Annotated in this window: 19 protein-coding genes and 1 tRNA gene; 11 read left to right on the top strand and 9 right to left on the bottom strand. The window is 48.5% G+C overall.

Translation table 11 applies throughout. The features are described from left to right. Nucleotides 1–200: 200 nt before the first annotated feature. The 6 genes from mutT to JGK22_RS03960 form a co-directional block, all read right to left on the bottom strand. The gene (gene mutT / locus JGK22_RS03985) at nt 201–605 is read right to left on the bottom strand and encodes an 8-oxo-dGTP diphosphatase MutT (protein WP_293180710.1); all 405 of its coding nucleotides are present in this window, start codon (nt 603–605) and stop codon (nt 201–203) included. Nucleotide 606: 1 nt separating this feature from the next. Beyond that, a complete protein-coding gene (locus JGK22_RS03980) occupies nt 607–789 on the bottom strand; it encodes a hypothetical protein (protein WP_293180707.1) in 183 nt (60 codons plus the stop codon). A gap of 191 nt (nt 790–980) precedes the next feature. Further along, a complete protein-coding gene (locus JGK22_RS03975; protein ID WP_172187001.1) occupies nt 981–1,322 on the bottom strand; it encodes a DUF760 domain-containing protein in 342 nt (113 codons plus the stop codon). Nucleotides 1,323–1,542: 220 nt separating this feature from the next. Further along, complete coding sequence (locus JGK22_RS03970; RefSeq protein ID WP_293180704.1) at nt 1,543–2,502, bottom strand: RNA polymerase sigma factor, RpoD/SigA family; 960 nt, start codon at nt 2,500–2,502, stop codon at nt 1,543–1,545. A 542-nt stretch (nt 2,503–3,044) separates the two neighbouring features. Continuing rightward, the gene (locus JGK22_RS03965; protein WP_293312389.1) at nt 3,045–3,821 is read right to left on the bottom strand and encodes an RNA methyltransferase; all 777 of its coding nucleotides are present in this window, start codon (nt 3,819–3,821) and stop codon (nt 3,045–3,047) included. Nucleotides 3,822–3,895: 74 nt separating this feature from the next. After that, a tRNA-Leu gene (locus JGK22_RS03960) sits at nt 3,896–3,977 on the bottom strand. Nucleotides 3,978–4,237: 260 nt separating this feature from the next. Here JGK22_RS03960 and JGK22_RS03955 point away from each other — a divergent pair. Next, nucleotides 4,238–5,134, top strand: a complete 897-nt coding sequence (locus JGK22_RS03955; protein WP_293180698.1) for a Uma2 family endonuclease — start codon at nt 4,238–4,240, stop codon at nt 5,132–5,134. 198 nt (nt 5,135–5,332) lie between these two features. Here the strand turns inward: JGK22_RS03955 and JGK22_RS03950 are convergent, their stop codons facing one another. Both JGK22_RS03950 and JGK22_RS03945 read right to left on the bottom strand, forming a co-directional pair. Continuing rightward, entirely contained in the window at nt 5,333–5,467 is a 135-nt protein-coding gene (locus JGK22_RS03950) for a hypothetical protein (RefSeq protein ID WP_293312387.1), read from the bottom strand. 56 nt (nt 5,468–5,523) lie between these two features. Next, entirely contained in the window at nt 5,524–5,754 is a 231-nt protein-coding gene (locus JGK22_RS03945; protein WP_293312385.1) for a hypothetical protein, read from the bottom strand. A 33-nt stretch (nt 5,755–5,787) separates the two neighbouring features. Between JGK22_RS03945 and ccsB the strand changes: the two genes are divergently transcribed. The 3 genes from ccsB (at nt 5,788) to tilS (ending at nt 9,240) form a co-directional block, all read left to right on the top strand. After that, nucleotides 5,788–6,858 carry a c-type cytochrome biogenesis protein CcsB gene (gene ccsB, locus JGK22_RS03940; protein WP_293180695.1) on the top strand — a complete coding sequence of 357 codons (1,071 nt, stop codon included), beginning with the start codon at nt 5,788–5,790 and terminating at the stop codon, nt 6,856–6,858. Nucleotides 6,859–7,258: 400 nt separating this feature from the next. Beyond that, a complete protein-coding gene (locus tag JGK22_RS03935; protein WP_293180692.1) occupies nt 7,259–7,690 on the top strand; it encodes a KGK domain-containing protein in 432 nt (143 codons plus the stop codon). A 410-nt stretch (nt 7,691–8,100) separates the two neighbouring features. Then, nucleotides 8,101–9,240 (top strand): tRNA lysidine(34) synthetase TilS, encoded by a 1,140-nt coding sequence (gene tilS, locus JGK22_RS03930; RefSeq protein WP_293312383.1) that lies wholly within the window; start codon nt 8,101–8,103, stop codon nt 9,238–9,240. Nucleotides 9,241–9,242: 2 nt separating this feature from the next. Here tilS and hmpF read toward each other — a convergent pair whose 3' ends face one another. Continuing rightward, the gene (hmpF, locus tag JGK22_RS03925; protein ID WP_325315127.1) at nt 9,243–11,048 is read right to left on the bottom strand and encodes a pilus motility taxis protein HmpF; all 1,806 of its coding nucleotides are present in this window, start codon (nt 11,046–11,048) and stop codon (nt 9,243–9,245) included. A 735-nt stretch (nt 11,049–11,783) separates the two neighbouring features. Here hmpF and JGK22_RS03920 point away from each other — a divergent pair. From JGK22_RS03920 to JGK22_RS03890, 7 genes are all read left to right on the top strand, one after another. Then, a complete protein-coding gene (locus JGK22_RS03920) occupies nt 11,784–13,166 on the top strand; it encodes an IS200/IS605 family accessory protein TnpB-related protein (RefSeq protein ID WP_293211091.1) in 1,383 nt (460 codons plus the stop codon). A gap of 349 nt (nt 13,167–13,515) precedes the next feature. Continuing rightward, nucleotides 13,516–14,742: a response regulator gene (locus JGK22_RS03915; protein ID WP_293180683.1), complete on the top strand. Its 1,227-nt coding sequence runs from the start codon at nt 13,516–13,518 to the stop codon at nt 14,740–14,742. A gap of 719 nt (nt 14,743–15,461) precedes the next feature. Further along, a complete protein-coding gene (locus JGK22_RS03910) occupies nt 15,462–15,851 on the top strand; it encodes a hypothetical protein (RefSeq protein ID WP_293180680.1) in 390 nt (129 codons plus the stop codon). Between the two features lie 490 nt (nt 15,852–16,341). Further along, entirely contained in the window at nt 16,342–16,875 is a 534-nt protein-coding gene (locus JGK22_RS03905; protein ID WP_293180800.1) for a chemotaxis protein CheW, read from the top strand. 146 nt (nt 16,876–17,021) lie between these two features. Next, nucleotides 17,022–20,108 carry a methyl-accepting chemotaxis protein gene (locus JGK22_RS03900; RefSeq protein ID WP_293312381.1) on the top strand — a complete coding sequence of 1,029 codons (3,087 nt, stop codon included), beginning with the start codon at nt 17,022–17,024 and terminating at the stop codon, nt 20,106–20,108. 141 nt (nt 20,109–20,249) lie between these two features. Next, complete coding sequence (locus JGK22_RS03895) at nt 20,250–21,068, top strand: HNH endonuclease (RefSeq protein ID WP_293180674.1); 819 nt, start codon at nt 20,250–20,252, stop codon at nt 21,066–21,068. 51 nt (nt 21,069–21,119) lie between these two features. Next, a complete protein-coding gene (locus tag JGK22_RS03890) occupies nt 21,120–26,393 on the top strand; it encodes a hybrid sensor histidine kinase/response regulator (RefSeq protein WP_293312379.1) in 5,274 nt (1,757 codons plus the stop codon). Nucleotides 26,394–26,416 lie beyond the last annotated feature (23 nt).

Genomic DNA, 26,416 nt, shown 5'->3' with positions numbered 1-26,416 from the left:
GTTGTTAGTTGTTAGTTGTTAGTTGTTAGTTGTTAGTTGTTAGTTAACAGTTGTCAGTCGCAAGCAACCGAATTTGATATAGCGGTTCTCAAGCGTGGTGAGGTATGCCCTATGCCCTATGCCCTATGCCCTATGCCCTATGCCCTATGCCCTATGCCCTATGCCCTATGCCCTATGCCCTATGCCCCATTCCCTAAAGTTCAATTTGAACGTAGGGCAGCGATAATCTGTTCGTTTGCTTTGGGAAAAGTAAACTGGTCAATTTCGTCGAGTGTCACCCAGCGAATTTCATCGCATTCGATCGTTTGCGGTTCCCCGCTGATGTAGCGGCAGTGGTGCACGTAAAGCCTAACTGTAAATTTAGTGTAGTCGTGGTCAATTGTAATCAAGCGATCGCCAACTTCTACCACAATCCCCAACTCCTCCATAATTTCCCTTTGTATGCAAGCTTCGATCGTTTCTCCCGGCTCTATTTTACCGCCAGGAAACTCCCAGAAACCGCCGTGCAGTCCGTGTTGTCGGCGCTTGTCAATCAAAATTTCTTGGCGATCGTTCCAGATCGCAGCAACGCCGATAACTTTGTGGGCCACAGGAGAAAGAGACATATTAATTGGGAATTGGGAATTGGGAATTGGGAATTGGTGATTGGTAATTTTGACGCACTGCTAGTTTCGTACTTACCGTTTTTTTAACCGCAACTGTGGGCTGTAACGAAGTATTACGGTGAAACAACCAGCTAGATGGCAACCCGTGCGATCTATTGTAATTAAAAATTAATAATTTAATCATATTATCAATTTTATTAACAAATCACAAGTGACAACTAATACCGTCTCATAAAAGTCTGGCTGCAAACTTTCGTGTTGGGTTTCAATTCAGCAATCTACCCATCCAAAATCCAAAATCTAAAATCTAAAAATTTAAGCCCCCATCTTCCGAAGGGGGCTTGACACTTGTACGATTTAAATGTTAATAATCAACTAATCATCCGAGCCGTGTCTCTCACTAGCTTGGATGGACTTTTCAAAAGTCATTCGCTGTTCGGCATTTTTGAGAAAATAGCCGCTAATCATAGCCGAGGCGAGCAATCTACCCAAATGTTCGCGACTGGTAGTCACTGTCACCCCGAAGTGTTCCGAAGGTAAATTCCCCAAAAGCCCGACAATATTTCGCTCCATTACTTGAAACACTTCGTGAGAAGTCGGCTTAGACAACTGAGAAACAGTGTCGGGAGCCATTGACTGCACGTATTGCCATAATAAATTAGCATTTTCTCCGTCTTCTTCAAAGAATTCAGGGGATTTATTAGATGAGTTGCTCACGAGTACCTCCGTTTCAGAGACAGCTTGTTATTTTAGACGCGGGCGGTTAAATTAAATAACCCTTATCCGATCGCTGCTGCTATTTATTACCAAGTAATTACTAATGTAGCAGGACAGTCGCAGCAACCAAGTGGGTACAACCGAATTAAAGGCGGCGGTTTTTACGATTTTAGATTGGAAAATGGCGATCGCCTGTGTCCCGATCGCCATTCCCATCTAGCTAGCTGGCGAGATAATCGTTAATATCTTGCTTGCGCTTGCGGAGTTTGGTTAAAGCTTCCCGTTCAATTTGACGCACCCGTTCCCGACTGATGTTCAGACGATCGCCTATTTTTGCCAAAGTTAAAGTTTGCCCGTCTTCTAAACCGAACCGCAAAGCAAGGACTTCTCGCTGTTGCTGAGTCAGTTCCGCCATTAGGTGGTCTAAGTCAGTCCGCAGGGAAGCTTGCAGGGCAAAATCTTCTGGAGTAGTACCCGTATCTTCCAACAAATCGCCCAACTCAGTATCTTGATTGTCTCCCACGCGCAAGTCCAGTGAAAGTGGCAGGCGCGCGCGATCGAGATATTCGCGAATTTGCTTGGGAGTCAAATCTAACTCTGACGCCAATTCAGCAGCAGTAGCCGCGCGGCCGAGCTGTTGAGCTAGCAGGCGCTGAGCCTTTTTAATTTTGTTGAGTTTTTCGGTAATGTGGATCGGCAAGCGGATGGTGCGACCTTTTTCGGCGATCGCCCGGGTAATTGCCTGACGAATCCACCAATAAGCATAAGTTGAAAATCTGTAGCCCTTAGTCGGGTCAAATTTTTCTACTCCCCGCTGCATCCCGATCGTACCTTCCTGAATTAGGTCGAGTAAATCTACATTGCGCTTGATATATTTTTTTGCAACAGACACAACCAGGCGCAGGTTAGCTTCCACCATGTGGCGCTTTGCCCTTTCGCCATTGTCGATCGTCCGCTGCAACTGTGCCTCAGACAGCCCGACTGTCTGTGCCCATTCAGCCGCCGTCGGGTCGCGGCCTAACTCTTCGGCTAAAATATTTTTTTCCTGATGCAGTGCGGCTGAGCGCTGTACCTGTTTCCCGAAGAGTATTTCTTGCTCATGGGTCAACAGCGGAACGCGACCGATTTCCCGCAAGTAAGCGCGAACAGAATCTGTATCTGAGGACTTAAGAGTTTTCATGAGCTTTTCCCGCTGAGGATCTGTGCCTCTAAAGGTTTGTCGGATAGCAAACCTCTAGCTTTAGCTGGGAAGGAAAGCGGGCGGGGACTTGCGCTTTCCTTCCATTTAAAGAGGCTTAATTTTATGGTAGCTAGCTGTTACTCCCAGTCAGAACCCTCTCAGGTTAGGTTTTGGTTGGGGGTGCACAATGCTACTTATGTTAAGAATCTTAACATTTGTGAGAGCAGTTGGCTACACTTCTTTACATTTATTTCATGGAAGCCTGCAATGTTGGTACGAGAGTACCCGCAAACAAGCTTTGCAGTTGCATCATGTTAAACAAAATGCGCTAAATCTCAGAGGGGTAGAGGGGTAGAGGGGGAGATGGGGAGATGGGGAGATGGGGGGTAGAGGGAAGAGGGGGAGAGGGGGAGAGGGGGAGATGGGGAGATGGGGAGATGCTTTCGGACAACGCAATTAAAAAATACACTTTAAATGCCCAGCAGCTTTTCAATACCGCCCCAACAGATAATGACTAATGACTAATGACTAATGACTGATGACTAATGACTTCTTTGCCGTTGAGCTTCGTACAAGATGAGGGCTCCGGCGATCGACACATTGAGAGATTCTATGCCGCGGCCGAGGGGGATTTGGATTTGTCGATCGGCTAAACTTCTCAATTCTGACGACAATCCAGAACCTTCGTTGCCCAAAACGATCAGAGTCGGCACTCGCAAATCAACTTCCCAATAAGTTAAACTGGCGCCGGCAACGGTTGCTAAAATTTGCATCCCGCGATTTTTATACCCGGAGACTTCGGCGGTTAAATCTGGAGTGACTGCTACTGGCAGCTTAAACCAAGCTCCTGCTGAGGCGCGCAGCACCTTGGGATGGTCTAAATCAGCGCTGTCTGAACTCAGCAGCAAGCCGTCGGCATTAGCAGCAGCGGCGGTGCGGACGATCGCCCCCAAGTTGCCGGGATCTTGGATGGTTTCTAAAGCTATACCTAAAGTTGAGATTTCTGCGGGTTGTGTTGCGGTACGGGGTGCGGTGGCGATAATGCCGTCGGGTTGGACTGTAGTGGCGATCGACTCTAAGACTTTGGCACTGACTAATTCTGTGCGATCGGCTAAACCAACAATTTGTTCCCACAATTTCCCATGCTGATCCAGCCATTCGGGAGTGCAGCAAACCGTTGCTAACGGGTATTTGGCCGCGCAAGCTTCTTCGAGCAAATGCGTACCTTCGAGTAAAAATAATTGTTGTTCCCTGCGTCCCTTAGAGCTGTGGAGTTTGCGGATTTCTTTTACTAAGGGGTTTTGAATACTTGTCAGCATTTTCTTAATTCAGCAGAGCGAATGGGGTTATTGCCTGTATCGGGTTAACCCCAAACTTTTTTCTGCCTTGGGAATGCGGAACCCGGGACTTGAACCCGGAAGGCTTGCACCACATGAACCTGAATCATGCGCGTCTACCAATTCCGCCAGTTCCGCATTGGTCACGAATTACTACTATCGGGTATGCTCGCCAGTTTGTCAAGTGTTTTGGGAAATATTTTTTTATTCTAGCTGCGAGTAATATCAAGTCCGTTGGCAAAGGAAGAAGAAAGAAAATCTTCCTTCTTCCTTTTTCCCAATTCCCAATTTTATAAAGGCGAAGATGGCCCATGCCCCATGCCCCATGCCCCATGCCCCATGCCCCATGCCCCTTCTGTTATAGTTGTTGTGGCAGATAGTTCTCACCTCGACTACCTATGTCTGAGCCATTAACCCTCGATCCGAGTCAGTTGCCAGATATTAGCAACTTAGTTCTAGAAGACGATACTCCTTTGGACAGCTTCATCAACGAAAAACAGCAGCGATTGCTGACAACGGTTTTATATAGCGGTGGCGATACGGGGATTACCGTTCCCTTTATTGCGGCGGCAAATGTCGGTTTGTTCAGCAGCGTGCGTCAGCCGGGAGTCGCCCCGGATGTTTTTCTGAGTATCAATATTACTGGTGCTGAGGATTGGTGGGAAAGACAAGTGCGATCGTATTTATTTTGGGAATTTGGCAAACCTCCCGAAATTGCGATCGAAATTGTTTCTCCAACTCCAAGTAACGAATTGGGCAGCAAATTAATAGATTACGCTCGAATGCGAATCCCGTATTATGTTGTGTACGATCCGCTACGCGAGTTGAGAGGCAGTACGCTGCGAATCTTTGAATTGCACAATCAATCTTACGTGCCTAAAACTGATGCTTGGTTTCCCGAAGTCGGTTTGGGACTAACTCTGTGGCAAGGTGAATTTGAAAATGTTACTGGTACTTGGTTGCGCTGGTGCTCTGCTGGTGGCGCTTCCATTCCTACAGGCGACGAACTGGCGGTACAAAAAAATACTCAGTTATCTCAAAAAGATGCTCAGTTATCTCAAAAAGATGCTCAGTTATCTCAAAAAGATGCTCAGTTATTGGAGGAACGGGCGCGCACTAAACAAGCATTTATCCAGACGATCGAACTCGGTTTAAGACTGAAATTCGGAGATGAAGGATTGCTGCTGCTTGAGGAAATTTTGGAAATTTCTGATGTGGGTGTTTTGCAGGCGATCGCCTCTGATATGCTTGCAGCCAACAACCTGGACGAAATTCGGCAAATTTATCAATCGTAATCTTACAAGGTTAGTAATCTCATCTCTGTTTATAATTTTAAGTGTTGCTTAATTTGCTGTGAGTTGAGATATTAGCTGGCGTCGAAATTGTTAAATATTGTGGAGTCAGAGGTGGCTTACTTAGGAACGAGAATTAAATAACTTACAATTTTTATTGTTCTTGTGGGATGGGCGTCCCGCCCGTCCAGAAAAGACGGGCTATAAGGGCCCATCCCACAAATATGTGTAAGTTATTAAATTTTCGTTCCTTACTGCTAATTGCTGATTTTTACCAGAAAGAATTGGTTGAAAGCCCCAAGCCCGATCGGGATAAATTAAAATCAGACGATTCATTACTCCCATCCTCTTCCTTCCTTTGTCAAGTGCTGTCAACTGTCAATTGTCAACTGTCAACTGAATCGCTCTCTCTCGGTTCTCTGATGGGTGTTCCAGATATCTGAGTACAACCAATTCCCTTGTGTTAGTTGCGGGTGCAGAATGTGGGTTGATGGGCCCGGGCGATCGCCCGCCGCGCCGGGGCCCCCTACCTCAACCACCGCCAAAAACTCAGAATTGCCACAAAAATTCAAAATCTCAAACCCAAAACTGCCCAACCCCAGTACGATCGATCTAGTTAGCAAAAAATAAGTAAAAACACTACCGGAGTAAATTATATGGATCTGGTCGTACTCCAGAACTGGCTGGACAACATCTCCTTTGCCATCTTGTTCGCAACAATGCTCATTTACTGGGTGGGTACAGCATTCCCCGGCATTCCCTACCTGTGGGCCTTGGGAACCGCAGGGATGGCTGTCGCCAACCTCTCCATCGCCGCTTTACTCGGTTCTAGGTGGATAGAAGCCGGCTACTTCCCACTCAGCAACCTTTACGAATCCCTATTTTTCTTAGTTTGGGGAATCACCACCATCCACCTAGTCGCGGAAAACATGAGCCGTTCCCGCCTAGTTGGAGCAGCCACATCCCCCGTAGCAATGGCAATATCCGCCTTTGCAGCCCTGACTCTGCCCGACACCATGCAATCGGCAGAGCCCCTAGTACCAGCCCTCAAATCCAACTGGCTGATGATGCACGTTAGCGTCATGATGCTCAGTTACTCAACTTTAATGGTAGGAGCATTGCTGGCGATCGCATTTTTAATCGTCACCCGCGGCCAAAAAATCGAACTCACAGGTAGTTCCTTCGGCACCAACGGCAACCGCAACGGCAACTACCGCCTGCAACGCCCACAAAATCCCGAACCTCAAACCCTCGAAACAGTAGGCGACAGCGCGTTAGCTTTCAGCGAACCGTCTTTCAACTCCAACAATAACGGTTTTGGCGCCACCGCAGTCCTAGAATCAGCAACAATTCAAACCGCATCAACCGCGGCAACTCAAACCTCAGAACTTCTCTCGCCCCAGCGCTTGAATCTAGCAGAAACTCTTGATAACATTAGCTATCGCATCATCGGTTTAGGATTTCCCTTACTAACAATTGGGATTATTGCCGGTGCCGTTTGGGCTAACGAAGCTTGGGGATCTTACTGGAGTTGGGATCCGAAAGAAACTTGGGCGCTGATTACTTGGTTAGTATTTGCAGCCTACCTGCACGCCCGCATCACTCGCGGCTGGCAGGGAAGACGCCCAGCAATTTTAGCCGCCACAGGTTTTGTAGTAGTTTGGATTTGCTATCTAGGCGTCAATCTGTTAGGCAAAGGTTTGCATTCCTACGGTTGGTTTTTCTAATTTCTGAACCACAAATCAGTCCCAGAGAAACAGAATAAATCACCGAATAGGGATTAATATAATCTCCAGTTGTAGGCAGCTATTTCCAGCAAAGTGTGTCAATTTAAGCCTAAAATCCTTTGTATCTATTCCTGTCCTCCCTTCTTAAGGGCTAGGCAAGGTTACAGATAGGTACGTAGTTGGGCTTTAGCCCTCTTTCTTTATACGCATAAAGAGGGCTAAAGCCCAACTACGTACCTTAGACCATTACTACGTTTGATATTAAGTTGACACAAAGGCAATGCCCACTTTGCTAAACTACTGAGACTGTAAAATTTTACTCCCTCTTCCTTCTTCCTTCTTCCTTCTTCCTTCTTCCTTCTTCCTTCTTCCTTCTTCCTTCATTAAAATGACAATTGATATGGACGATTCACAAATATTTCTCAAAGAAGACGATGTTTTGTCGGCTCCTACCAGCGCTTTGATGTATCAATGTACGTTCAAAGTCAACGAATATATGACCATTCTGAATTCAAGATTGCTAGAAGAAAGATTATTGTCAGATGGCATGGATTGCGAGCTGTTAAGTTCAGGAAAAGGCTGGACACAAGGAAAAGTTAGATTGCGCCTGGAGTTCATTCCCATCGAACCTGAGGTGAAAGAACAAAAAGCTCTTCCCGCCGCACCGGAAGAATCAGACACCGCCCAAAACAACGCCGAAGATAGCTCCGACTCAGAGCAAATTGATACAAATGAGCCATTAGATGTCACGGACTCAACAGAAATAAGTAATGATTTTCCTATTTCTAGGTATCCAGACAGCAACCCCCACAGTCGAGGAATGTGGAGCTAAGCTGCTACTTACAGGGAGGGAAAGCAGGAAGATTTTTAAATTTTAAGTTGAGAGTTTTGAGTTGAGGAGCTTCTAATTGCATCCTTCATACAACTGACAACTAACAACTGATACCAATTAAAAAATCCTTGCTACAACGCTCTTAGGAACGAAAATTTAATAACTTACACAAGTTTGTGGGGTGTCCCGCCCGCTGGCCCTTTTTGGACGGGCGGGACGCCCATCCCACAATAAGTAGTTAAAATTATAAGTTATTTAATTCGCGATCCTTAGTTGAGTTTGTGTAGTCAAATATTGTCGGTGGTGCGTCGCTCGATCGATTTTCTGTCTTTTGTTGGGTAGTATCGATGGCGACACACCCTACGACTACTGACAAGCTGACAACTGACAACTGCTAACTATCAACTGTAATGCCTGAATCTTCCAATTGGACGCGCCTCCACGCTCAACTGCACCGGACACTGCTGCAACGACAAATCTTGCCCTCAAATCAGCGATTGTTAGTAGCAGTATCCGGCGGGCAAGATTCTCTGTGTACGCTCAAATTACTGCTGGATTTGCAGCCCAAATGGGGGTGGAATCTAGCCATTGCTCATTGCGATCACTGCTGGCGTTCTGATTCCCAATCTAATGCTAATCATGTAGAAAATTTAGCTAAAAATTTCGGAATATCCTACTATTTGCAAACGGCCTCGGACATCCCCAAAACCGAAGCAGCGGCCAGAAAGTGGCGGTATCAAGCTTTAACCGAAGTTGCGATCGCCCACAACTACCCCTACATTGTCACAGGCCACACAGCCAGCGATCGCGCGGAAACACTCCTCTACAACCTAATTCGCGGTAGTGGCGCCGACGGACTTTCCTCCCTGACTTGGACGCGCCCCCTTGCCGATTTGCGATTGCCGATTTTAGATTTTAGATTGGGAGATTCTGGCGACAATCCCAATTTCCAAATATCTGCCGATTTGCGATCGCACAATTTAGATCAAACTCCCCAATCAAAAATCCCAAATCCCAAATCTAAAATCTACTTGGTTCGTCCGTTGCTGGAAATCACCCGATCGCAAACAGGTCAATTTTGTCAAGAGCAAAAACTACCAATTTGGGAAGATTCCACTAATCAAGATTTGCAATATGCGCGCAACCGAATTCGATCGCAATTATTGCCTTATTTAGAAACTCATTTCAACCCAAAAGCCCAACAAGCCCTCGCCCAAACAGCCGAACTCCTGCGCGCCGATGTCGAATATCTCGAAATTGCAGCCAGTGAATTACTACAGCGAGCCATCTCTCCAACTACAGACAACCCGCAGTTGCAAATTCAACTCCCCGTCAAGTTAAATCGCCCAATTTTACGAGAAGCACCCCTGTCATTGCAACGGCGAGCAATGCGACAGGTATTGCTACAAATATTGCCCTGTGCACCCAGTTTTGACAGCGTAGAAAAACTCAGCAGCTTAATCGCAGCGCCCAACCGATCGCAAACCGATCCATTTCCTGGAGGAGCGATCGCCCGAGTTGAAAACCCTTGGATCGCGATCGATATTTAATTTTAGGCGCTTGGCAGAAAACTCGAAAGAGCTTGCCGCAGATCCGAAACAACCCGATCTTGCTGCTCTCCAGTTTGCTGTACGCGATCGAGTTCTCCCCCCACCGCTTCCAGCTTTTGGCGCAGCCCGCTCAAATTGTCCTGCACCGGTTGCAACATTTCTTGATAAACATTCACCCGGCCCCAGAGTTCCGCCACAGCACCTTTCTGGCTGAACAAAGTCTGCTCTAACTGCTTAAGTTCATTGCGTTTCGCTTCACTTTCCCCATTTTGACGGTTGACATTTCCCTCAATTTGAGATATTGACTCCCGCACCTGCTGAATTTCGGTTTCCAGCCGTTGCAATTCTTGGCTTTGCTGCTGGCGTTGAGTATTGAGCTGTGTGACGATCGGCCCCAAATCAATCTGTCCAGGTTCTGTTTTTTGAGGATTAGCAGTACCCAAGCGACGCCACAGCACCGCCTGATGCTGCTTCAAAACATTTTCCCGTTCCTGCAAGCGGAGGCGCTGTCCCACCAAAGTTTCATTCAACATCTGATAACTTTCGAGTTCATCGGCCATTTCATTTTCCAAAGCCATGCGATCGTACTCGGAAGCCGCTTGAATTTTGGCTTGCAACTCCTCGATTGTTTCCCGCTGGAGAGTCAACTCCTCCTCTTGATCGTTAACAAACCGGAACACCTTTTCCAAATCCTCTTGCAGGTGTTGCACCAGCCCCTGTAATTCCTCAACCGGCATCCGCTCCAGAGCAGACACATCTACTACCTGCTCCACAGCCCCAGCACCCGAACCAGACGCCAGCCCGGAGATTTGCTGGTACATAGTCTCAACAGCCTTCACCTGGACAGACATAGACTGAGCCTGCTCCTGCTTAGCGCCGAGGGTACATTGCTGCCCTTTCAGTTGGGCCCGAGCTTGCGCCAAAGCATCTTGGGATTGATACCATTCCTGCCAGCGGCTTTGGAGGCTCTGATTTTGTCGATCGACCTCTTCCTGCTGTTGCTGAGCGTTTGTGCGTTTTTGCTCCAACTGCTGCCAGTGCAAATCCAGAATTGCCTGCTGAGCGCCCACAACACCAAAAGACTGATTCAGTTGTTCCCGAACTCCTTGGGCCGCAGAAATTGCTCCTCCCAGCTTGTTCATCAACTCCTGAATTCTCAATGCCTGCTGCTCGTCAACAACTGCCCCCTGAGGAGCCTGAGACTGCTGGTGAGCCACCTGCTGCTGTTCGCCCCGCAACTGTTCCCAAGCCGTCTCCATCTCCGCGCGGCTGCGATCGACCTCTTCTCGCAGTCGGTTAGCTTCATCTCGAGTATTTTCAATTTCCGAGCGTTGAGCCTCCAGGCGCTCCAACTCCTCCTCCATTTGAGCCAACTGCTCTTCGCGGGCTTGCATTTCCATTTCCCGGCGATTGAGTTCCTGACTCGAAAACGTCAGAGAAGCCTTCCACTGCTCAATTTCCTCTTCCTTATCCTTAAACTTGTCCTGCAAGCGGGAGAAATTTTGCAGAATGCTCACCAACTGGCGGGCAGCCTCCTGAATCCGCTGCACTTGCTTGTTAGCGCTCAACTCCACCAGCACCAGCGTGCCGTCGTTAAACTTATTAGCTTCCTCAACTGGGATCGCGTCATCGCCCGGTACGGCGCTCCAGTTGTGTTCGCCCCGCTGACAAGCTAGCAGTTTCAGTTCAGCCTTACCGCCACCGAGACCAAAGCCGCTTCTCTGTTTTTGTACTTCTGCTAGATACAGCACACTAATAGTCCTCTCTTTGGTGTCGTTTGCCCGATCGGGAATAGCATCCTTGAACAACTGTCTTCAGCACTCGCCGAGAGCACTGCTTCTCTCGCACTGCGTCTAGAAAGCACTGCCGCCGCCTGCTTTCTGAACCAATGGGAGAGCAGTATCAATGCCGCTTGATTCAAGACTAGCAAAACTGGGGGGACTGCCATAGCCCAAAGCCGAAAAAGATCAGTCAGTCAAAAACTTTCATTGATTGTATCAGGCTTTGGCTGCGGGTCGATCGCCATCTCGTCCTTTAATTACCCAGCATCGGGTCTCCTCCGCAGGCGGACTAGGGATTTGAACCGCGCTGCCTTAGAATAGTGGAATCACGCGAGCCTGTCATCGAGATCTACTCTTGAGCAAAAAGGTCAATGCTTTAAGACAGAACCCAACCGCAAGGACGCACAGCGCAAGGTAAACGTCAAAATTTTGGCGGTCGAAGACTTGAACCAGTCGTCCCTGCCAGCGTTGGACGACGATCGAAAAGCCCAGACAATTGTGTGTGTCATAAACCCCACGCACCAATGCCGGGGTGATGACTGTTAACAATTTACCTAGATTTACCCAGGATTTAGTAGTTAGATTCTCGGTAAGCCAATGGATAGATTGATGAGTATTGGCGAGTTAGCAGAGCTTTAAAGCTGTTAACATACGAAGAGATAAACACATTGAGAGGTCGAATCAATGGCTACCCTAACTTATTGCAAAGGCTTGCCCACACCAGTACACGAACTCAACGAACTAGGATTTACAGATTTCGAGATGTTCTTAGAAGCTTACGCCCAGATTTTTAGGGCTGCAAGCATTGAAACAGTTGACCGCTTACTTTTAGGTACAGAATTCAAGAAATCAGATTGGAACAAGCATTTACAGCAAACCTACGGCATCAATAAGCGCCACGCAAATGGTGTAATCAGTTCTGCCAAGGGTCGTGTAGATGGTGCTAAAGAACACAGGATTTTACATCTAAAAGCTCTTGAAGGAAAAATTAAATCTATTGGTGCGTGGGTCAAGAAAGCCGAAAGCAAGTTGGTATTAGCTCGTAAGTTCTATGCCAAGAAAAAATGGCAGAAATCAAAAACAGGTTGCAATTTCCCCCTAGCCTGCTCACTTCAATATAAATCCACAAACTGGCAGAATTTGCGCTTTCAAATTCACAACAAAAAGCGTAAACTGACTGGGTTAATTAACAGAGTAGAACATTTAAGGCTTTCGCCAGTCAAAGTCTTCATCCCGATGAGGGATATTTTTGTTGTCGGCTCTAAGGATGAGTCTTTTGGCAATCAAGTCTGCCAGTGGAATGGGGATAAAATAACTTTTAGAGTCCCCAAATGCTTAGAGTCACGATTTGGAAAAACTGTGTCCTCTGAGATTGGTGATTTCAGCCGCAACATCAACAGACTGCCAGAATGCGGTGCTAAAACCTGGCATTTCTACCGTAAGAATGGAAAGTGGGTTGCTGCTGTGCAGTTTACCCCAAATCCCGCGAAGCAGGTTTCGAGAGAGAGAATGTACGGTTGCATTGGTATCGACATAAATCCCGGTTCTATTGGGTGGGTGTATGTCGATTCTGAAGGGAATCTCAAAGCCAAAGGGCAGATCCCATTGCAGATAGGTTTACCCTCCGGCAAGCAACAGGCTCAAATTGTTGATGCTTGTCTGCAACTAGCTGCAAAAGCCACAGAATTTGAATGTCCTGTGGTTTGTGAAGAACTTGATTTCTCAACAAAAAAGCAATCGCTGCGAGAGAAAGGTAGAAAGTATGCTCGAATGTTGTCGGGTTGGGCGTATAGTGAGTTTTATAAACAACTCAGTTCTATTTTGTCGAATCGTGGGATTGAGTTGACAACGGTCAATCCAGCTTATTCAAGCATTATCAGCTTGGTGAAATACCTGAGAATGTATGGCTTAGCTAGTGACGAAGCGGCTGCACTGGTAATTGCTCGTAGGGCACGCAAGTTAAGTGAAAAAATACCTTGCTCCTTAACCGCCTATTCTGAAGTGAATTCAGAAAAGCACGTTTGGAGCGAGTGGAACAAACTGAATAAAAAAATCAAACGTTCCGCTATGATATCACGTCGTTGTGATTATTACAGTGTTTCTAACTGGAGTTTCTTGGTCAACCTCGATACTGAGGAAGCGTAAAGCGCTAAGAAAGAATGTTTCAAACTTATACCGCAGAGTTTACCTAGGTTTGCCTAGGTTTTTATAAGCGGCTTGTAAGACTTAATTCTAGACAGGCTGATGCCTGAAATTGCTGCCCGAAGCTCAAAATCCCCAGGCCTCCATAGCTGGGGAGTATGTCAACAAGAGAAAATCGCCCTTTCGTCAATTCCTAATTGTGCCAGTGGCATCAAGCCCTTCATTCAGTTGACAGTTGACAGTTGACAGTTGACAGGTAAATTATTGACAGAAACTAAAGTCAATATGAGCGCGATCGCACAGTCTTTCCGATTTCAGACGCCAACGGTTTTAAGGAGGATACTTTAGCTGCATGCAGGGAAATTTGAGTGAAATTGACATCCGCAGCATCCTGCAATTAATTGAGTTAGGTCAGCGCACCGGAGAACTGTTCGTAGAGGCCTACAGCTTCATCGGCAACTCGGGTAATCTACCTACCCAGCGCTCCCCTGCAGGACAATCCTGGTATGTCTTCTGCTTCAACGGTCAGATTATTTACGCTACCCAGAGTGCGGGCAGTTTGTTTCGCTTGCGCGACTACCTGCGCCGCTACAAAGCAGACACCGCCCTTGACAAAATCCAAGTTCCCTATATGGCATCTACCAATGCCCCAGAATACGCCTACCTGTGGGCCCTGCTAGAAAACCACACCCTCACCCCAGCTCAAGGGCGCAACATCATCCACAGCATGATCCACGAAACCCTGTTTGACTTGCTCAGCCTCCACCAGGGTTCCTTCACTTTTGAAATGGGATCGGCATTGGCTCCTCAACTCACCAGCTTAGAAATTAGCTCGCTGCTGGCGAAGATTGTCCAACAGGTGCAGCAGTGGAAGCAGTTTCACCCTCACATTCAGTCGCCCAACCAATGCCCGATGATTTCAGATCCCGCCCAGCTCCGAGTCGCGCTCCCTGCCAATACCTTTAATACTCTCAGACGCTGGGCCGACGGTCACACTTCGATCCGCCAAATGGCGCGCTACCTCAACCGAGACGTGCTGACTGTCGCCAAGGCGATTTACCCTTTCGTGCAGCAGGGATTGGTGCAAGTATTTTTCCAGCCTTCTGTTGTCCCTGGCAACAACAAAATAGAATGGTCTTCTCCAGAAACCAAGGTCAAGAGAGTTGTCTGTATAGACGATGACAATGTGATTCGCAAAACAGTTGAGTCAATTTTAAACGAACAGGGTTACGAAGCTACTGGCATCAGCAATCCCCTCGAAGCCCTGAGTTTAGTTTTTAAACTCAAACCCGATTTAATTTTGTGCGACATCGCCATGCCCGAACTCGACGGCTACGAAATTTGCGCGATGCTGCGAAATTCTAGTGCTTTCCGGCACACGCCCATTGTCATGTTGACAGGGATCGACGGATTTATCGATCGCGTTCAAGCCCGCATGGCGGGGGCGACTGACTACTTCACCAAACCTTTTGGCGAAAGCGAGTTATTAATGCTGGTAGAAAAATATGTAGGCCCGGGCTATCCTCCGGCCAATCTCTCGGAAAAATTATTAAGCCGATCGCTAGAACACGAATTATAAGCCAATAAATTCCGCACTGATGGCACGGGAGGTTTTTTGTATCCCAGCAACCCAGGGCAGTCCCGGCAGTCACAGAGAGAAAGCTCCTTGCTGCGGGCGATCGCACCATCAACTAGAATGTATAAATTTGCGAGCTGGCCGTCCGGCGTCAGTAAAACTCAGTTCAATTTCTCGACCGCTGTCGGGCCTAAGTCGCTCAAAGTGCAAATATAATATATTTGTTCTCCACTTGCAGCCGATCGCCAAAACCGATGGGCACAGCAATGATTCCTTGAATTTCAAATCTCAAGCAGACTGAATTATCTGAACAGACAAGACATCTTCTGTTAAATTTCCCAAGTAAAGCAAACGCTGGCTTTATGGCTAAACCGACATCGGATCAGGACTCAAATTCAAAAGAAAAGACCTTCAAACCAAACTGGAATCCGTTTTGTCAAATGAAGTCGGATTGGTTGTCATTGCCTGCAAAGCTGGTTGGTGCAGGTTTGGATTCAATTTTATCTCATGTCCGAACCTGCCCACAAAAACTGAGATATTGGTTCTCAAATCTGGCTACTTTAGCCCGATTTGAGAAATCGTTGAAGATGTCCTCGCCATCATCCACATCTTTAGTTACAGCCTGGGCGCGATACTCAGAAAATACCAATAGCAAGTATGCCGAGACCGTTAGTTACCAAGTTTACCCGTGCCAGAAATTAGGGGTAATCCGGAAAAAGTGGGTGAGCGCTGTTCGCAAAGTTTACAACATTTTAATTGCTTACCTAGACGAACATCAAGGTTTTATCAAAATCGGCAAGGGTCGAGGAAAGCGAGGTTTGAAAATGGTGCTAAAAACATCAGGTTTAATTCCTAAATGGTGCATCCCTAGAACGCTGGCAGCATTCAAAACCAGGATTCATGATTTAGGTTGGGAATGTGACAAACAAATTGCTTCTGCTTTTGCCACAACTTACGATTTTATATTTTTTCCGACATTTGAGATGTATAAAAGAGTAATTCAAAAAAATCGCATTTTAAGGAGTAAAACGGCGACATCAATGATGAATTTGGCTGGCAAAAATTCAGGAAAACCTTACAAAACTTGTGTTGCCTTGACGGTTCCAAGTTAGTTGGGAGCAAAGACGAACCCACCTCTAAAACATTCGTGCCGTGGGAAAAATTATACTTAAAATTGGGTGGTTGCCCAAATTGTAAGTTTCCTGACTGTGGGTATGAAATTTCTAGAGATTCCCCGGTTGTAAAGATTTTGGGGAAAGCTTTGTGGGATAAAATATCGATCGCTAATGTCCGAGCTCGCTCGTGTTGTACTTAGCATCTAGCAGGAAGTCTAAAATTATCCCAATCTTCAGGGTAAAAGTATCAGATAGTTAATAGCAGCAACAAAATAGGGAATTATGTAGAAAAAAGGCTGTCTGCACCAGTGGAAGTTTTAAGGTCTCAACTCAAGCAGGATTGGTGCAAGGAATTAGTCATAAATACTGCCAACACATTTACAAAAAGGACGGTTATAGTTATGTTTCATAGACCGAGCTCCCATTTTCCTCCCAACACCGACTTGAGTAGGGGTACGATGTGGGTTTCCCAGAGAGAAGAATTATGATTAGTGGCAGCCCAGACTTTATATTACCAGGACAAGGCATAGATCAGGCTCCGGAATTCCAGGAACTAGAAACTCCCGAAGGCGAGCTGCACCTGCGGTTCTACGTTCCTTCGGGGAACGAGTTCGCACTGCCGGCAACAGGGATTAGAGAGGTGCTATCCCCCTCCCCAGACCGAATGACACCCATTCCTAACGTTTCCTCCTTGCTTTTAGGTACGCTAAACATGAGAGGACGAGTGATTTGGGTGGCAGATCTGGGCCAATTTCTGGGAGACCAAACACCTCTGAACACCGATCGACCCGAAATCCCGATCGTGGCTGTGGAAGACCAAGATACGATTTTGGGGCTGGCAGTCGATCGAATTGTGGGGATGGACTGGCTCGACGTAGACCAACTGCACTCTCAGAACAATGCACCAGACGGCATGATTCCATTTCTGAGGGGAGAATGGATGTTAGGTGCACCAGCGACTAAAGTGCTCCGACTGCTAGATCAAGTGAAAATTCTGCGCTCTGCGCGGTGGGCAGCGTGAAATCGATTTTAGATTTGCGATTTGCGATTTTCGATTGGGGTCTAACTATCAACAGTCACAGGACTTGAGGCACGCATCTAAACATTCAAGCAAGATAAAAATCTAAAATCTCAAATCTAAAATCTAAAATCAAAAGAGGGCGGCAAATGGCAACAAGTACCAACTTTCAGCAGGACTACCAACGGGCAGAAGCGGCCTACATGGATGGCAACTATTCAGAAGCCGCAGCCCTAGTTTATCAATTAGTAGAAGATTTTCCCGAAGACCCCAGCGCTCGGCTGCTGTGCGGGCACATATACTGCTACGGACTGCAACAGTATGAAGTAGCACGGGAACAGTACATGGTGGTGCTGAGCCTGAGTGACGACCCGAGTTTGGTCGAACACGCTCACAGCGGTATTAGCCACACAGACCAATTTTTATCCGGAGAACTGCACACGGAAAGTTTCGAGGCTTTGTCTGCGGAAACTGAATTGGAATTCTACCCAGACTTGTCTATGGAGGAAGGGTTGGAAGACCCGGATTTAGCACTTTTCCAAGGGAATTCTCCATCCATGTCCTATGGGAGTCAATCGCCACAGGACATGGAAAACGAGGACTTGGCAGATTTGGGGATGAGCGGGTTGGAGTGGGAACCACAAGACAGCAGTAGCAGTGCTGCAACCTCTCTCGAAGATTTAACTAACCCCTTTGCTGGCGACAGCGGCGCAATGGCAGCTTATGCTGATGCGTCCGAGCCGCTAGACATGGACGAATTTGGCTCGGACTTGGGAGATCCTTTTGGCTTAGATGACCCAGGGTTTGATGCTGGTGACTTGTCTGATAGCAAAGTTTCTGGTTCCAAGGCGCCTTATTCAGGAGAGTTGTTTTCAGAAGCTCCAACTCAGGTACTCAACGGTCAAAGTTTTGCTGGTTCTGAAACCGGGAATTCCTTCGATTCGGAGCAATTAGACTCCCCCACTGGGCCGTCTGACAATTTTGGCGAACCTTTTGCGCCGCTCGATTTGCCAGACGAACTCGACCTGAATGATGACGACTACGACTATCAATCCCCGCCCGTGACCGGGCAAAATCAAGGTCAGAAGCCACCTCTGCCAGAAGAGGCAGACCCTTTTGCTCAGCCGATGTCCTCGGGTTTTGGGTCTTCTCGATCTCAAAGCAAGCAGCCGAATATTGACTCGGAATACTCGTCAAATTATTCGCTGGCGGAAGACGAAACGCTGTTGATGGGAGGTGCTGTCCCCAATTCTCAGAGTCAAAGGTCGAGCCGGGGACAATTTAATTCGGCCGATCGCTCAAACTCTAACAGCAATGGTTACGGCGACTCGGAACCGCAGGCATTTGGCTCCATGGACAGCTTTGAGCTAGATGCTTTTGATGACGACGCTTTCAGCGATTCCTTCTCTCTCGACGAAAACGAGCAAGCGACTGCTTTCGGGGCTGCTACCAAGAACAGCAGCGACTGGTCGTCAAGAACTGGGAACGCTCAAGAACACAGCGGCTTTTTAGACGAATTTGACGATTTTGACGATTTGGGCAATTTGCCGGATTTTGATATCTCAGAAGATGCCAACAGTTCGATCCTGACTAGAGGTAACACCAATTTCGGCAACTCGACCAGCGGCATGATGGGTACGAGCGGCAGCGGTCTGGACTTTGACAATAGCGACGGCTCGGCAATTCGAGACGATGAGATTTTTAGCATTTCCGGCCCTGCTGATGCGTCGGTGCCGACTTTTGCTCCGACAGAAAGTGAGGCGATCGATAGTTCGGTGACTGTAGAACAGGGCGGACTGGCTTTCTTGGAAAATGCCCCTCTGTTTACCAAACAGTTGTACACGGCAATCGGGGCTGGATTGGTTTCTCTGGTAGCTGTGGCTTTCGTGACTAACATTGCCTCCTATCAAGCTCTGAAGCAAGACAAGCCGGAGGCGATCGTTTACCTGCGCCAAACAGGCTGGGTAATGACGGCTGCCGCAGGCTTTACGAGCTTTTTGACTTCTTGGGGTATCGGCCAGTTGATCGCCAAGCAGGTACGCAAGTCCTCGGACAATTTGCAAGCTCAGTTCGATGCGGTATCTCAAGGAACTTTGGACGCTCGGGCAACGATTTACTCGGAAGATGAATTTGGCAAAATGGCTGCTAAATTCAACCACATGGCGAAGGTGATCCAAACTACGATTAGCGATACCAGACGCAAGTCTGACGAGCAGGAACAGGCAAAAGAAGACTTGCAGCGCCAAGTGATTCGCTTGCTAGATGACGTGGAAGGAGCGGCTCGGGGTGACTTGACGGTGACGGCGGAAGTGACGGCAGACGTTTTGGGCGCTGTTGCTGACTCGTTTAACTTGACAATTCAAAACCTCCGCGAAATCGTCCATCAGGTGAAGCAGGCGGCTCGGGAGGTTAGCAAAGGCGCTACGGATAGTGCCAAGTTTGCGGGCGATTTGTCTTCTGATGCGCTGCGGCAGGCTGAGGAACTGGCGGCGACGCTGAATTCGGTGCAAGTCCTCACCGATGCGATTCAGCGGGTCGCAGAGAGTGCTAGAGAGGCGGAAGAAGTGGCCCGGGGCGCGGCGGCAACGGCTCTGAAAGGGGGCGAGGCTGTGGAGCGGACGGTGGCCGGGATTTTGGAAATTCGAGAAACGGTAGCAGAAACCACGAGAAAAGTCAAGCGGTTGGCGGAAGCTTCTCAAGAAATTTCTAAGATTGTGGGTTTGATTGCGGCGATCGCCTCTCGGACGAATTTGTTGGCTCTCAACGCTAGTATTGAGGCGGCGAGAGCTGGGGAATCGGGTAGGGGTTTTGCGATCGTGGCGGATGAGGTGCGGCAGTTGGCAGATCGATCGGCGAAGTCTTTGAAAGAAATTGAGCAGATCGTGATGCAAATTCAAAGTGAAACCGGCGCGGTAATGACGGCGATGGAAGAAGGGACGCAGCAGGTGATTGAGGGGACAAGATTGGCAGAACAGGCGAAGCGATCGCTTGAAGATATCATTCAAGTTACCAATCGCATTGACGTGTTAGTGCGATCGATTACGGCGGACACTGTGGAGCAGAACGAAACAGCTCGTTCGGTGGCCGCTGTGATGCAAGCTGTCGAGTTAACTGCTCAGGAAACGTCCCAAGAAGCGCAGCGAGTTTCCGGTGCTTTGCAAAATTTGGTAGGCGTTGCTCGCGACCTTTTGACATCGGTGGAAAGGTTCCGAGTAGAAACAGCAGAAAGACAATAATTGATTGTTTAATGCTTTTTTTACTTCCTGATTTACAAGCACCTTAGTGTGGCAATGATGGCAAACAAAAAGCAACCTCGCAGTCTTGAAACGATTGCGGGGATGCCAATCCAGCACCTAAATAAACTAGGAGTTGTACAGATGAACGATAACATAGTAGAGGTAATTCCTGGTATTTTTGGTGAAATTCAGCCGAATGGCTGTATTATCTCTACTTTAACCAAGTCTAGCAGGGGCTATGCCAACAAAAGACTTAAGATTGACGGTGAATGGAAAACGTTTACAGTTCACCGTTTAGTATTAGAAAATATCTTAGGTCGTCCGATTAGATCAGAATACTTTTCTTGTCATACTTGCGATGTCCGTAACTGCATTAATCCCAACCATTTATGGGAAGGTTCTAGGCTGGAAAATTCTCAAGATAGGTTTAGAAAAGGACGGGTTAAAGATGTAGGAAGCACATCTGCTCCTAAACCTCAAAAAGTACCGCGAGGCATAGAAGTAATTCCCGGCATTCGGGCCGAAATACAGCCAAATGGCTGCATGATTTGTATCCTGGCTAAAAGAAGTGATGGTTACGCCATTAAGGGTACTAAAATTAATGGCAAAACTAAAAGTTTCTACGCTCACAGACTGGTATTGGAAAACAAACTGGGACGATCGATCAAACCGGGTTATTTTGCCTGTCACAGTTGCGACGATCGCGGTTGTGTCAACCCCGATCATTTGTGGGAAGGAACTCCCGCCGATAACTCCCGCGATTCTATAGAAAAAAACCGCTTTCCTTTCGTTCCCGGCAATATAAATCCTAACCGCAAGCTAAAACCCGAACAGGTGCAGCAGATTCGCTATCTTTTAGGTGAGGGGATATCGAAAAGAGAAATAGCCAGGACATTTGCCATATCTCGCAGTCAGATTATTCTCTTGTCAAGGGGACAGATTTACAAAGACATTCTCTAAGACTCCTAAAATAGACAAAATACAATAACGCTTAAAATCAGGAATAAAACTATGCTGCCGGAGCAACAACAGAGGATCATGGGCTACTTTATTGAGGAGGCAAAAGACCACCTCAATACGATCGAACAAGGCTTGCTCAACCTACAAGCGACGATCGAAGACCCAGAACTGGTTAACGAAGTATTTAGGGCTGCTCACTCTGTCAAAGGAGGAGCCGCAATGCTTGGCCTGACTAGCATTCAGCAAACATCTCACCGACTAGAAGATAGTTTTAAAATTTTAAAAGAGTGCAGCGTTAAAGTAGACCAACAGCTAGAGTCGCTGTTTTTGCGAATTTTTGACACGTTACAAGGGCTGTTAGAGCAACTGTCGGGGCCTTTTGGGCTGACAGAGGAATTGGGAGAGCAGATGGTTCGAGAATTAGAACCTGTATTTGAAGAACTCAACGGGCACTTGGGGGGACTCGTCGGACACTGCGCTAACGATTCAGACGAAAGCAGCCCGCTGCCAATACCACAAACAGTTATGGCCCGAATGGGAGCCGGGACGTTTAACTCATCGATGAGTTTTGCGGACTCGGATTCAGCTTACGCATCCGATCTCACAGAAACGGAAGAAACCGCGCTGCATCTGGTATTTGACTCGGATGTGCCGGCGAGGATGCGGGAAATGCTGCAAGAGTTCAAACAGCCTGAGGGTTCTGACAGCAGGCGACAACTTAGGAATATTTGTCGGAACTTGAAAATGGCGGGGGAGGAATTTGAACTGCCCGAGTGGATAGAATTGATCGCTGTGGTAGAAAAGGCGATCGCCAACTCAGAAAATACCTACCGCACCTTAGCCCCAACGGTCATCAAAGACATCAAACAAGCCCAAGAACAGGTACTTTTGGGTCAATCTGGGTCGATCGCACCCAGCGCCAAACTTCTGGCGCTGGTGCCGACGGTTGTGGTTCCGGAAACAGATTTTGAAGACTTGCTGGCATTCGCTCAACCGGGTACGTTGGGTTCAAATGCGGTCTCTGTTGAAGATGCGGCCTGGGATCTGGCTTTGGGCGGCGATTCCCCGGATGGATCGAACAAGTTGCTGCCAACAATTTCTGGGCTGAGCATAGACGAGCTGTTCGAGCAACTCGACGGCGACGAAAGTGACGATTACGCCGGAGGTCTATCGCCGTTGGACAATTCCCCAGGGTTCGGAGAATCAGATGTAGAGACAGGTTCTTTTAGAATCTCGACGCGCACGGGCCCGGAAGTGGGGGCGGCCGAACTCAACACTTTAGCAGACTTGTTTGAAGGCGAATCTCCAGATCTCGACGGCGCTTGGGAAGAAGAAGATGATCTGGACTACGTACAATCTGCTTCTAGGATGCCGACGGGGGGAATCATGGAATTAGATGATGATGACAATTCCGGCGATTTTACTGATTTGTTGTTTGACGAATACGGTGAGGAAAATTCGGAAACGAATGCGAGGACTCCTTTAGAGGATCTCACGAGTTTGTTTGGGGACGATTTGCTGTTTGGAGGTGAGGCTGATGGTTCGGCGGTGGCAGCCGATCGCGAAAATGCGGGTTTAAAGCAGCCGCCAACTCGCAAACAGCTTGAAACAAACAGGCAGGGTTTGGATCGGGGAGAGGGCAGGGTCGGCATTACCAGGAGGCAAGCTGATGAAGATGCTCTCGGTACGCTTTTGGACGAAGTGGCGGCCCAAACTTCTGTTGTGACGGCAGATGCTGATTTGGATAACTTGTTCGGCGATTTAGGCTCATCTGAGGAAGCGACTGTGCCGACAGTTTCCGAGGAGTATGCTCTCAACCCGGATGCTTTCGACGCAGAATTTTCGGATCTACTAGCAGGTGGTGGCAATGATTCAGGGGATGCAGAAAAACCGACTGTAGCCGAAATAGATGATTTCGAGTTGCTCTCTGGGGTGGAGGAAGACTCGGATTTCAGCGAGCTGTTGAGCATTACTTCTGATTTCCTTTCTTCTGAAGGTGAAGCTGGGGAGAGCAGGGGCGATCGATCTTTAGCTACTGGCAGCACACCAAATGAGGAAAGTGGCAGCGTTTTTAATATGACATCAAATTCTGATTCTGATTCTGATTTAGATATTTCTGCGGATGGAGATTGGCTAGAAGATGCTTTTGGCCTGGAAGACGAGTCTGTGCAATCGACCAACCTGGATCTGGAGGATACCGATTTAGATGCGCTGTTTGGGGAGATTACGTCGGACTCGATTTCTGAGGATGAGGAGACTGGGCGCGATCGGCAGGCGGTTCATTCCCAAGAAGCGGCGAATTTGGCAGATCTGTTCGGTTCTGTACCTACGGGTACTGAGTATGACGGGGAAGCTTCGCCAGAAGTCGATGGGGATTGGTTGAATTTAAATGGAGATTCTCAATTGCCCAGTGCTGGTACGGCAGCGGATGAGGGGGACTTGGCGAGTTTGTTCTCGGACTCCGAGGCTACTGTTTCGGAGGCAGGCTTGACAGATTTGGCAGCGGCTGAATTGGGGCTATTGTCCGATCGTCCTGATGCGGAAATTGCCAGTGTCGAGTCTGATGAGGGTACTTTCGATTTGTTGGAGGATATGTTTGGCGAAGCGCCTCCACCGTCGGTGGATGCCGAAGCTGGTTTTGATTTGCAGGAGTTGTCGGCCGAAGTTCCTGAGAGTTTGTTCGATCGAGCCCAAACAGATGCGGCAAGTGAATCCGACGAGGAGGAAGATGATTTGTTTGGCGCGCTGGAAACGGATTTTGCGGCTGGCGATTTAGAGGTGATGTCGTCAGAATCTCTCGATGATATGTTTGAGGGCGATGCTGATTTGCTAGCAGCTCTGGAAACCGGGGCGACTCTCAACACCGAAGAGTTGGATGCTTTTGATGATTTGTTGGATTCGCTAGATGCTGGGCCTCTGGTGACTTCGGAACTGACGGGCTTTGGCGACGAAGAAGAAGAATTGAGCGAAGCCGATGCAGCACAGTTGGAAGATGAGTCGCTGGCGGACTTTTTTAGCGACATTCAATCAGGTACTGAGGATTCCGAAGGCAATTTTGACGATTTAGAAGCGCTGTTAATCGCAGGCGGTGCTGGGGTCGCAATGGCAGCCTCTGGGGGTGCAAATCCGAGTCCGGTAACGACGGAAGTTTTCTCCGATCTTGAAGATCTGCTGAGCGAGAGCGCAACTATGCCGGAAATTCCAGCACCGGCGAAAACTGCCCGCAAAGCACCACCCGCTCCTGCTGCGGAGAGCGACGACGAATTTGGCGACTTAGAAAAACTGCTGGAAGATCCAAAGGACAGCGGCCGTCAAAGCGAAACCAATATCGGACAGTCGTCGGTCAATAACAGACCCAGGCGGAATGCCCGCGCGGGCGGGTTCGGCGACCAAACCATGCGCGTACCGGTCAAGCAACTGGACAACCTCAGCAACTTGATGGGGGAACTGGTAGTCAACCGCAACAGTTTGGAGCAAGACCAAGAACGGATGCGGCAGTTTTTGGACAATTTGCTGCACCAAGTGACGCTGCTGAGCGATGTCAGCCAACGGACTCAGGATTTCTACGAGCGGAGTCTTTTGGAGATTGCTTTGCTGGCAAACCGCCAGGGACATCGATCGGCATGGCGCACCGAAGAGTCGTCCCACCAACGCGAAAGCGCTTGGAGACCAGAGGAAATGGACAGGTTTACTCCTTTCCACAGTTTGGCTCAGGAGATTATCGAGCTGATCGTGCGGGTGCGGGAGTCGGCGGCGGACATTGAGTTTTTGGTGGATGAGGCGGATCAGGTGACTCGCCAATTGCGCCAAGTCACGACTCAACTGCAAGAAGGTTTGACTCGCGCCCGGATGAAGCCGTTTGCGGAGACGACGGACAGGCTGTTCCGGGCGGTGCGGGAAATTGGGATTAAGTGCGGGAAGCAGGCTCAGTTGCAGGTTGAGGGTAAGGATATTTTGATCGACAAGATGATTGTGGATCAACTTTATGACCCGATGACTCACTTGGTGAACAATGCGATTACCCACGGAATCGAAGCGCCGGAGGTGCGTTTGGCAGCCGGGAAGCCTGCGATGGGCAGGATTACGATTCGGGCTTTCCACCAAGGGAATCAAACGGTGGTTTCGGTTTCTGACGATGGGGCGGGAATTGACCCGCAAAAGGTGAAGGCGAAGGCGATCAAGCAGAATTTGTTGACGGCGGCTCAGGCTCAGAGGATGTCTCGCTCGGAAGTTTACAATTTGCTGTTTATGCCCGGTTTCAGCACTCAGGAACAGGCGACGGAGTACGCCGGCCGGGGGGTCGGTATGAACGTCGTGGAGACCTCCTTGCACGAAATTCGGGGGACTGTGGGGATTGATTCGACGATCGGCAAAGGCACAGTATTCACCATCCGTTTGCCTCTGGTGTTGAGTATTTCTAAGGCTCTGACTTGCATTAGCGATCGAGCTCGGATTGCTTTCCCGATGGACGGGGTGGAGGACATGATCGATGTACCTCGCGATCAGGTGACGACTGGGGCAGACGGTTTGCCTTGCATTGAGTGGCGGGGTTCGATTTTGCCGTTCCGCCCGCTGCGGGATTTGCTGGGTTACAACCGCCATTTGGGCCGGGGCAGTGTTTACGGGTTTAATACTGACGATGACATGATTTCGGTGATCGTGCTGCGCTCTGCTGGGAATTTCTTGGCGGTGCAGGTGGATCAGGTTTCGACGGAACAGGAAATCGTGATCAAGCAGTTGGAGGGGCCTGTGCCGAAGCCGATCGGGATTGCGGGTGCTACGGTACTCGGGGACGGCAAAATTGTGGCGATTGCCGACGTTCTGGAATTGATTGATTTGGCTACTGGCAGGCTGCGGAAGGAAGCTGGCGGTACGCTTTGGGATGAAAGTGGCGATCGGGCTGCTGCGGAGGCTGCTGAGGAGAAGACTGAGCCAACTGTGCTGATTGTGGACGATTCGATTACAGTGCGATCGCTCTTGTCGATTACTTTTGAAAAAGCTGGCTACCGTGTTGAAGAAGCTCGCGACGGTAAGGAAGCTTGGGAAAAGATGAAATCTGGCCTGCCTTGCGATATCGTGTTCTGCGATATTGAGATGCCGAGAATGGATGGTTTAGAACTGCTTTCTCGGATGCAGAAGGATGCGGTTTTGTGCGAATTGCCGATCGCGATGCTAACGTCTCGCGGTGCTGACAGACACCGCCAAATGGCTTACAGTTTGGGCGCGAAGGGCTATTTCACTAAGCCTTATTTGGAGGAACAGTTGATGGATGCTGCTGCTCGGATGCTGAAGGGTGAGGTTGTTGGTGCTCCGGCTGTTGTCTAGGTTGGGTAACGTGTGAATGGGTA

Source organism: Microcoleus sp. PH2017_08_TRC_O_A (genome assembly GCF_020738665.1).
In the GTDB taxonomy this organism is placed as follows: Bacteria; Cyanobacteriota; Cyanobacteriia; order Cyanobacteriales; family Microcoleaceae; genus Microcoleus.
The sequence above is the reverse complement of the archived record's forward strand: the minus strand, read 5'-3'. Positions and strand labels throughout refer to the sequence as shown.

Coding starts and splice junctions, on each gene's coding strand:
- JGK22_RS03955 (WP_293180698.1), top strand. CDS start 4,238: ATGTCTGAGCCATTAACCCTCGATCCGAGTCAGTTGCCAGATATTAGC.
- JGK22_RS03900 (WP_293312381.1), top strand. CDS start 17,022: ATGGCAACAAGTACCAACTTTCAGCAGGACTACCAACGGGCAGAAGCG.
- ccsB (WP_293180695.1), top strand. CDS start 5,788: ATGGATCTGGTCGTACTCCAGAACTGGCTGGACAACATCTCCTTTGCC.
- JGK22_RS03980 (WP_293180707.1), bottom strand. CDS start 789: ATGATTAAATTATTAATTTTTAATTACAATAGATCGCACGGGTTGCCA.
- JGK22_RS03915 (WP_293180683.1), top strand. CDS start 13,516: ATGCAGGGAAATTTGAGTGAAATTGACATCCGCAGCATCCTGCAATTA.
- JGK22_RS03950 (WP_293312387.1), bottom strand. CDS start 5,467: ATGAATCGTCTGATTTTAATTTATCCCGATCGGGCTTGGGGCTTTCAA.
- JGK22_RS03920 (WP_293211091.1), top strand. CDS start 11,784: ATGTTCTTAGAAGCTTACGCCCAGATTTTTAGGGCTGCAAGCATTGAA.
- JGK22_RS03890 (WP_293312379.1), top strand. CDS start 21,120: ATGCTGCCGGAGCAACAACAGAGGATCATGGGCTACTTTATTGAGGAG.
- JGK22_RS03895 (WP_293180674.1), top strand. CDS start 20,250: ATGAACGATAACATAGTAGAGGTAATTCCTGGTATTTTTGGTGAAATT.
- JGK22_RS03965 (WP_293312389.1), bottom strand. CDS start 3,821: ATGCTGACAAGTATTCAAAACCCCTTAGTAAAAGAAATCCGCAAACTC.
- JGK22_RS03935 (WP_293180692.1), top strand. CDS start 7,259: ATGGACGATTCACAAATATTTCTCAAAGAAGACGATGTTTTGTCGGCT.
- tilS (WP_293312383.1), top strand. CDS start 8,101: ATGCCTGAATCTTCCAATTGGACGCGCCTCCACGCTCAACTGCACCGG.
- mutT (WP_293180710.1), bottom strand. CDS start 605: ATGTCTCTTTCTCCTGTGGCCCACAAAGTTATCGGCGTTGCTGCGATC.
- JGK22_RS03970 (WP_293180704.1), bottom strand. CDS start 2,502: ATGAAAACTCTTAAGTCCTCAGATACAGATTCTGTTCGCGCTTACTTG.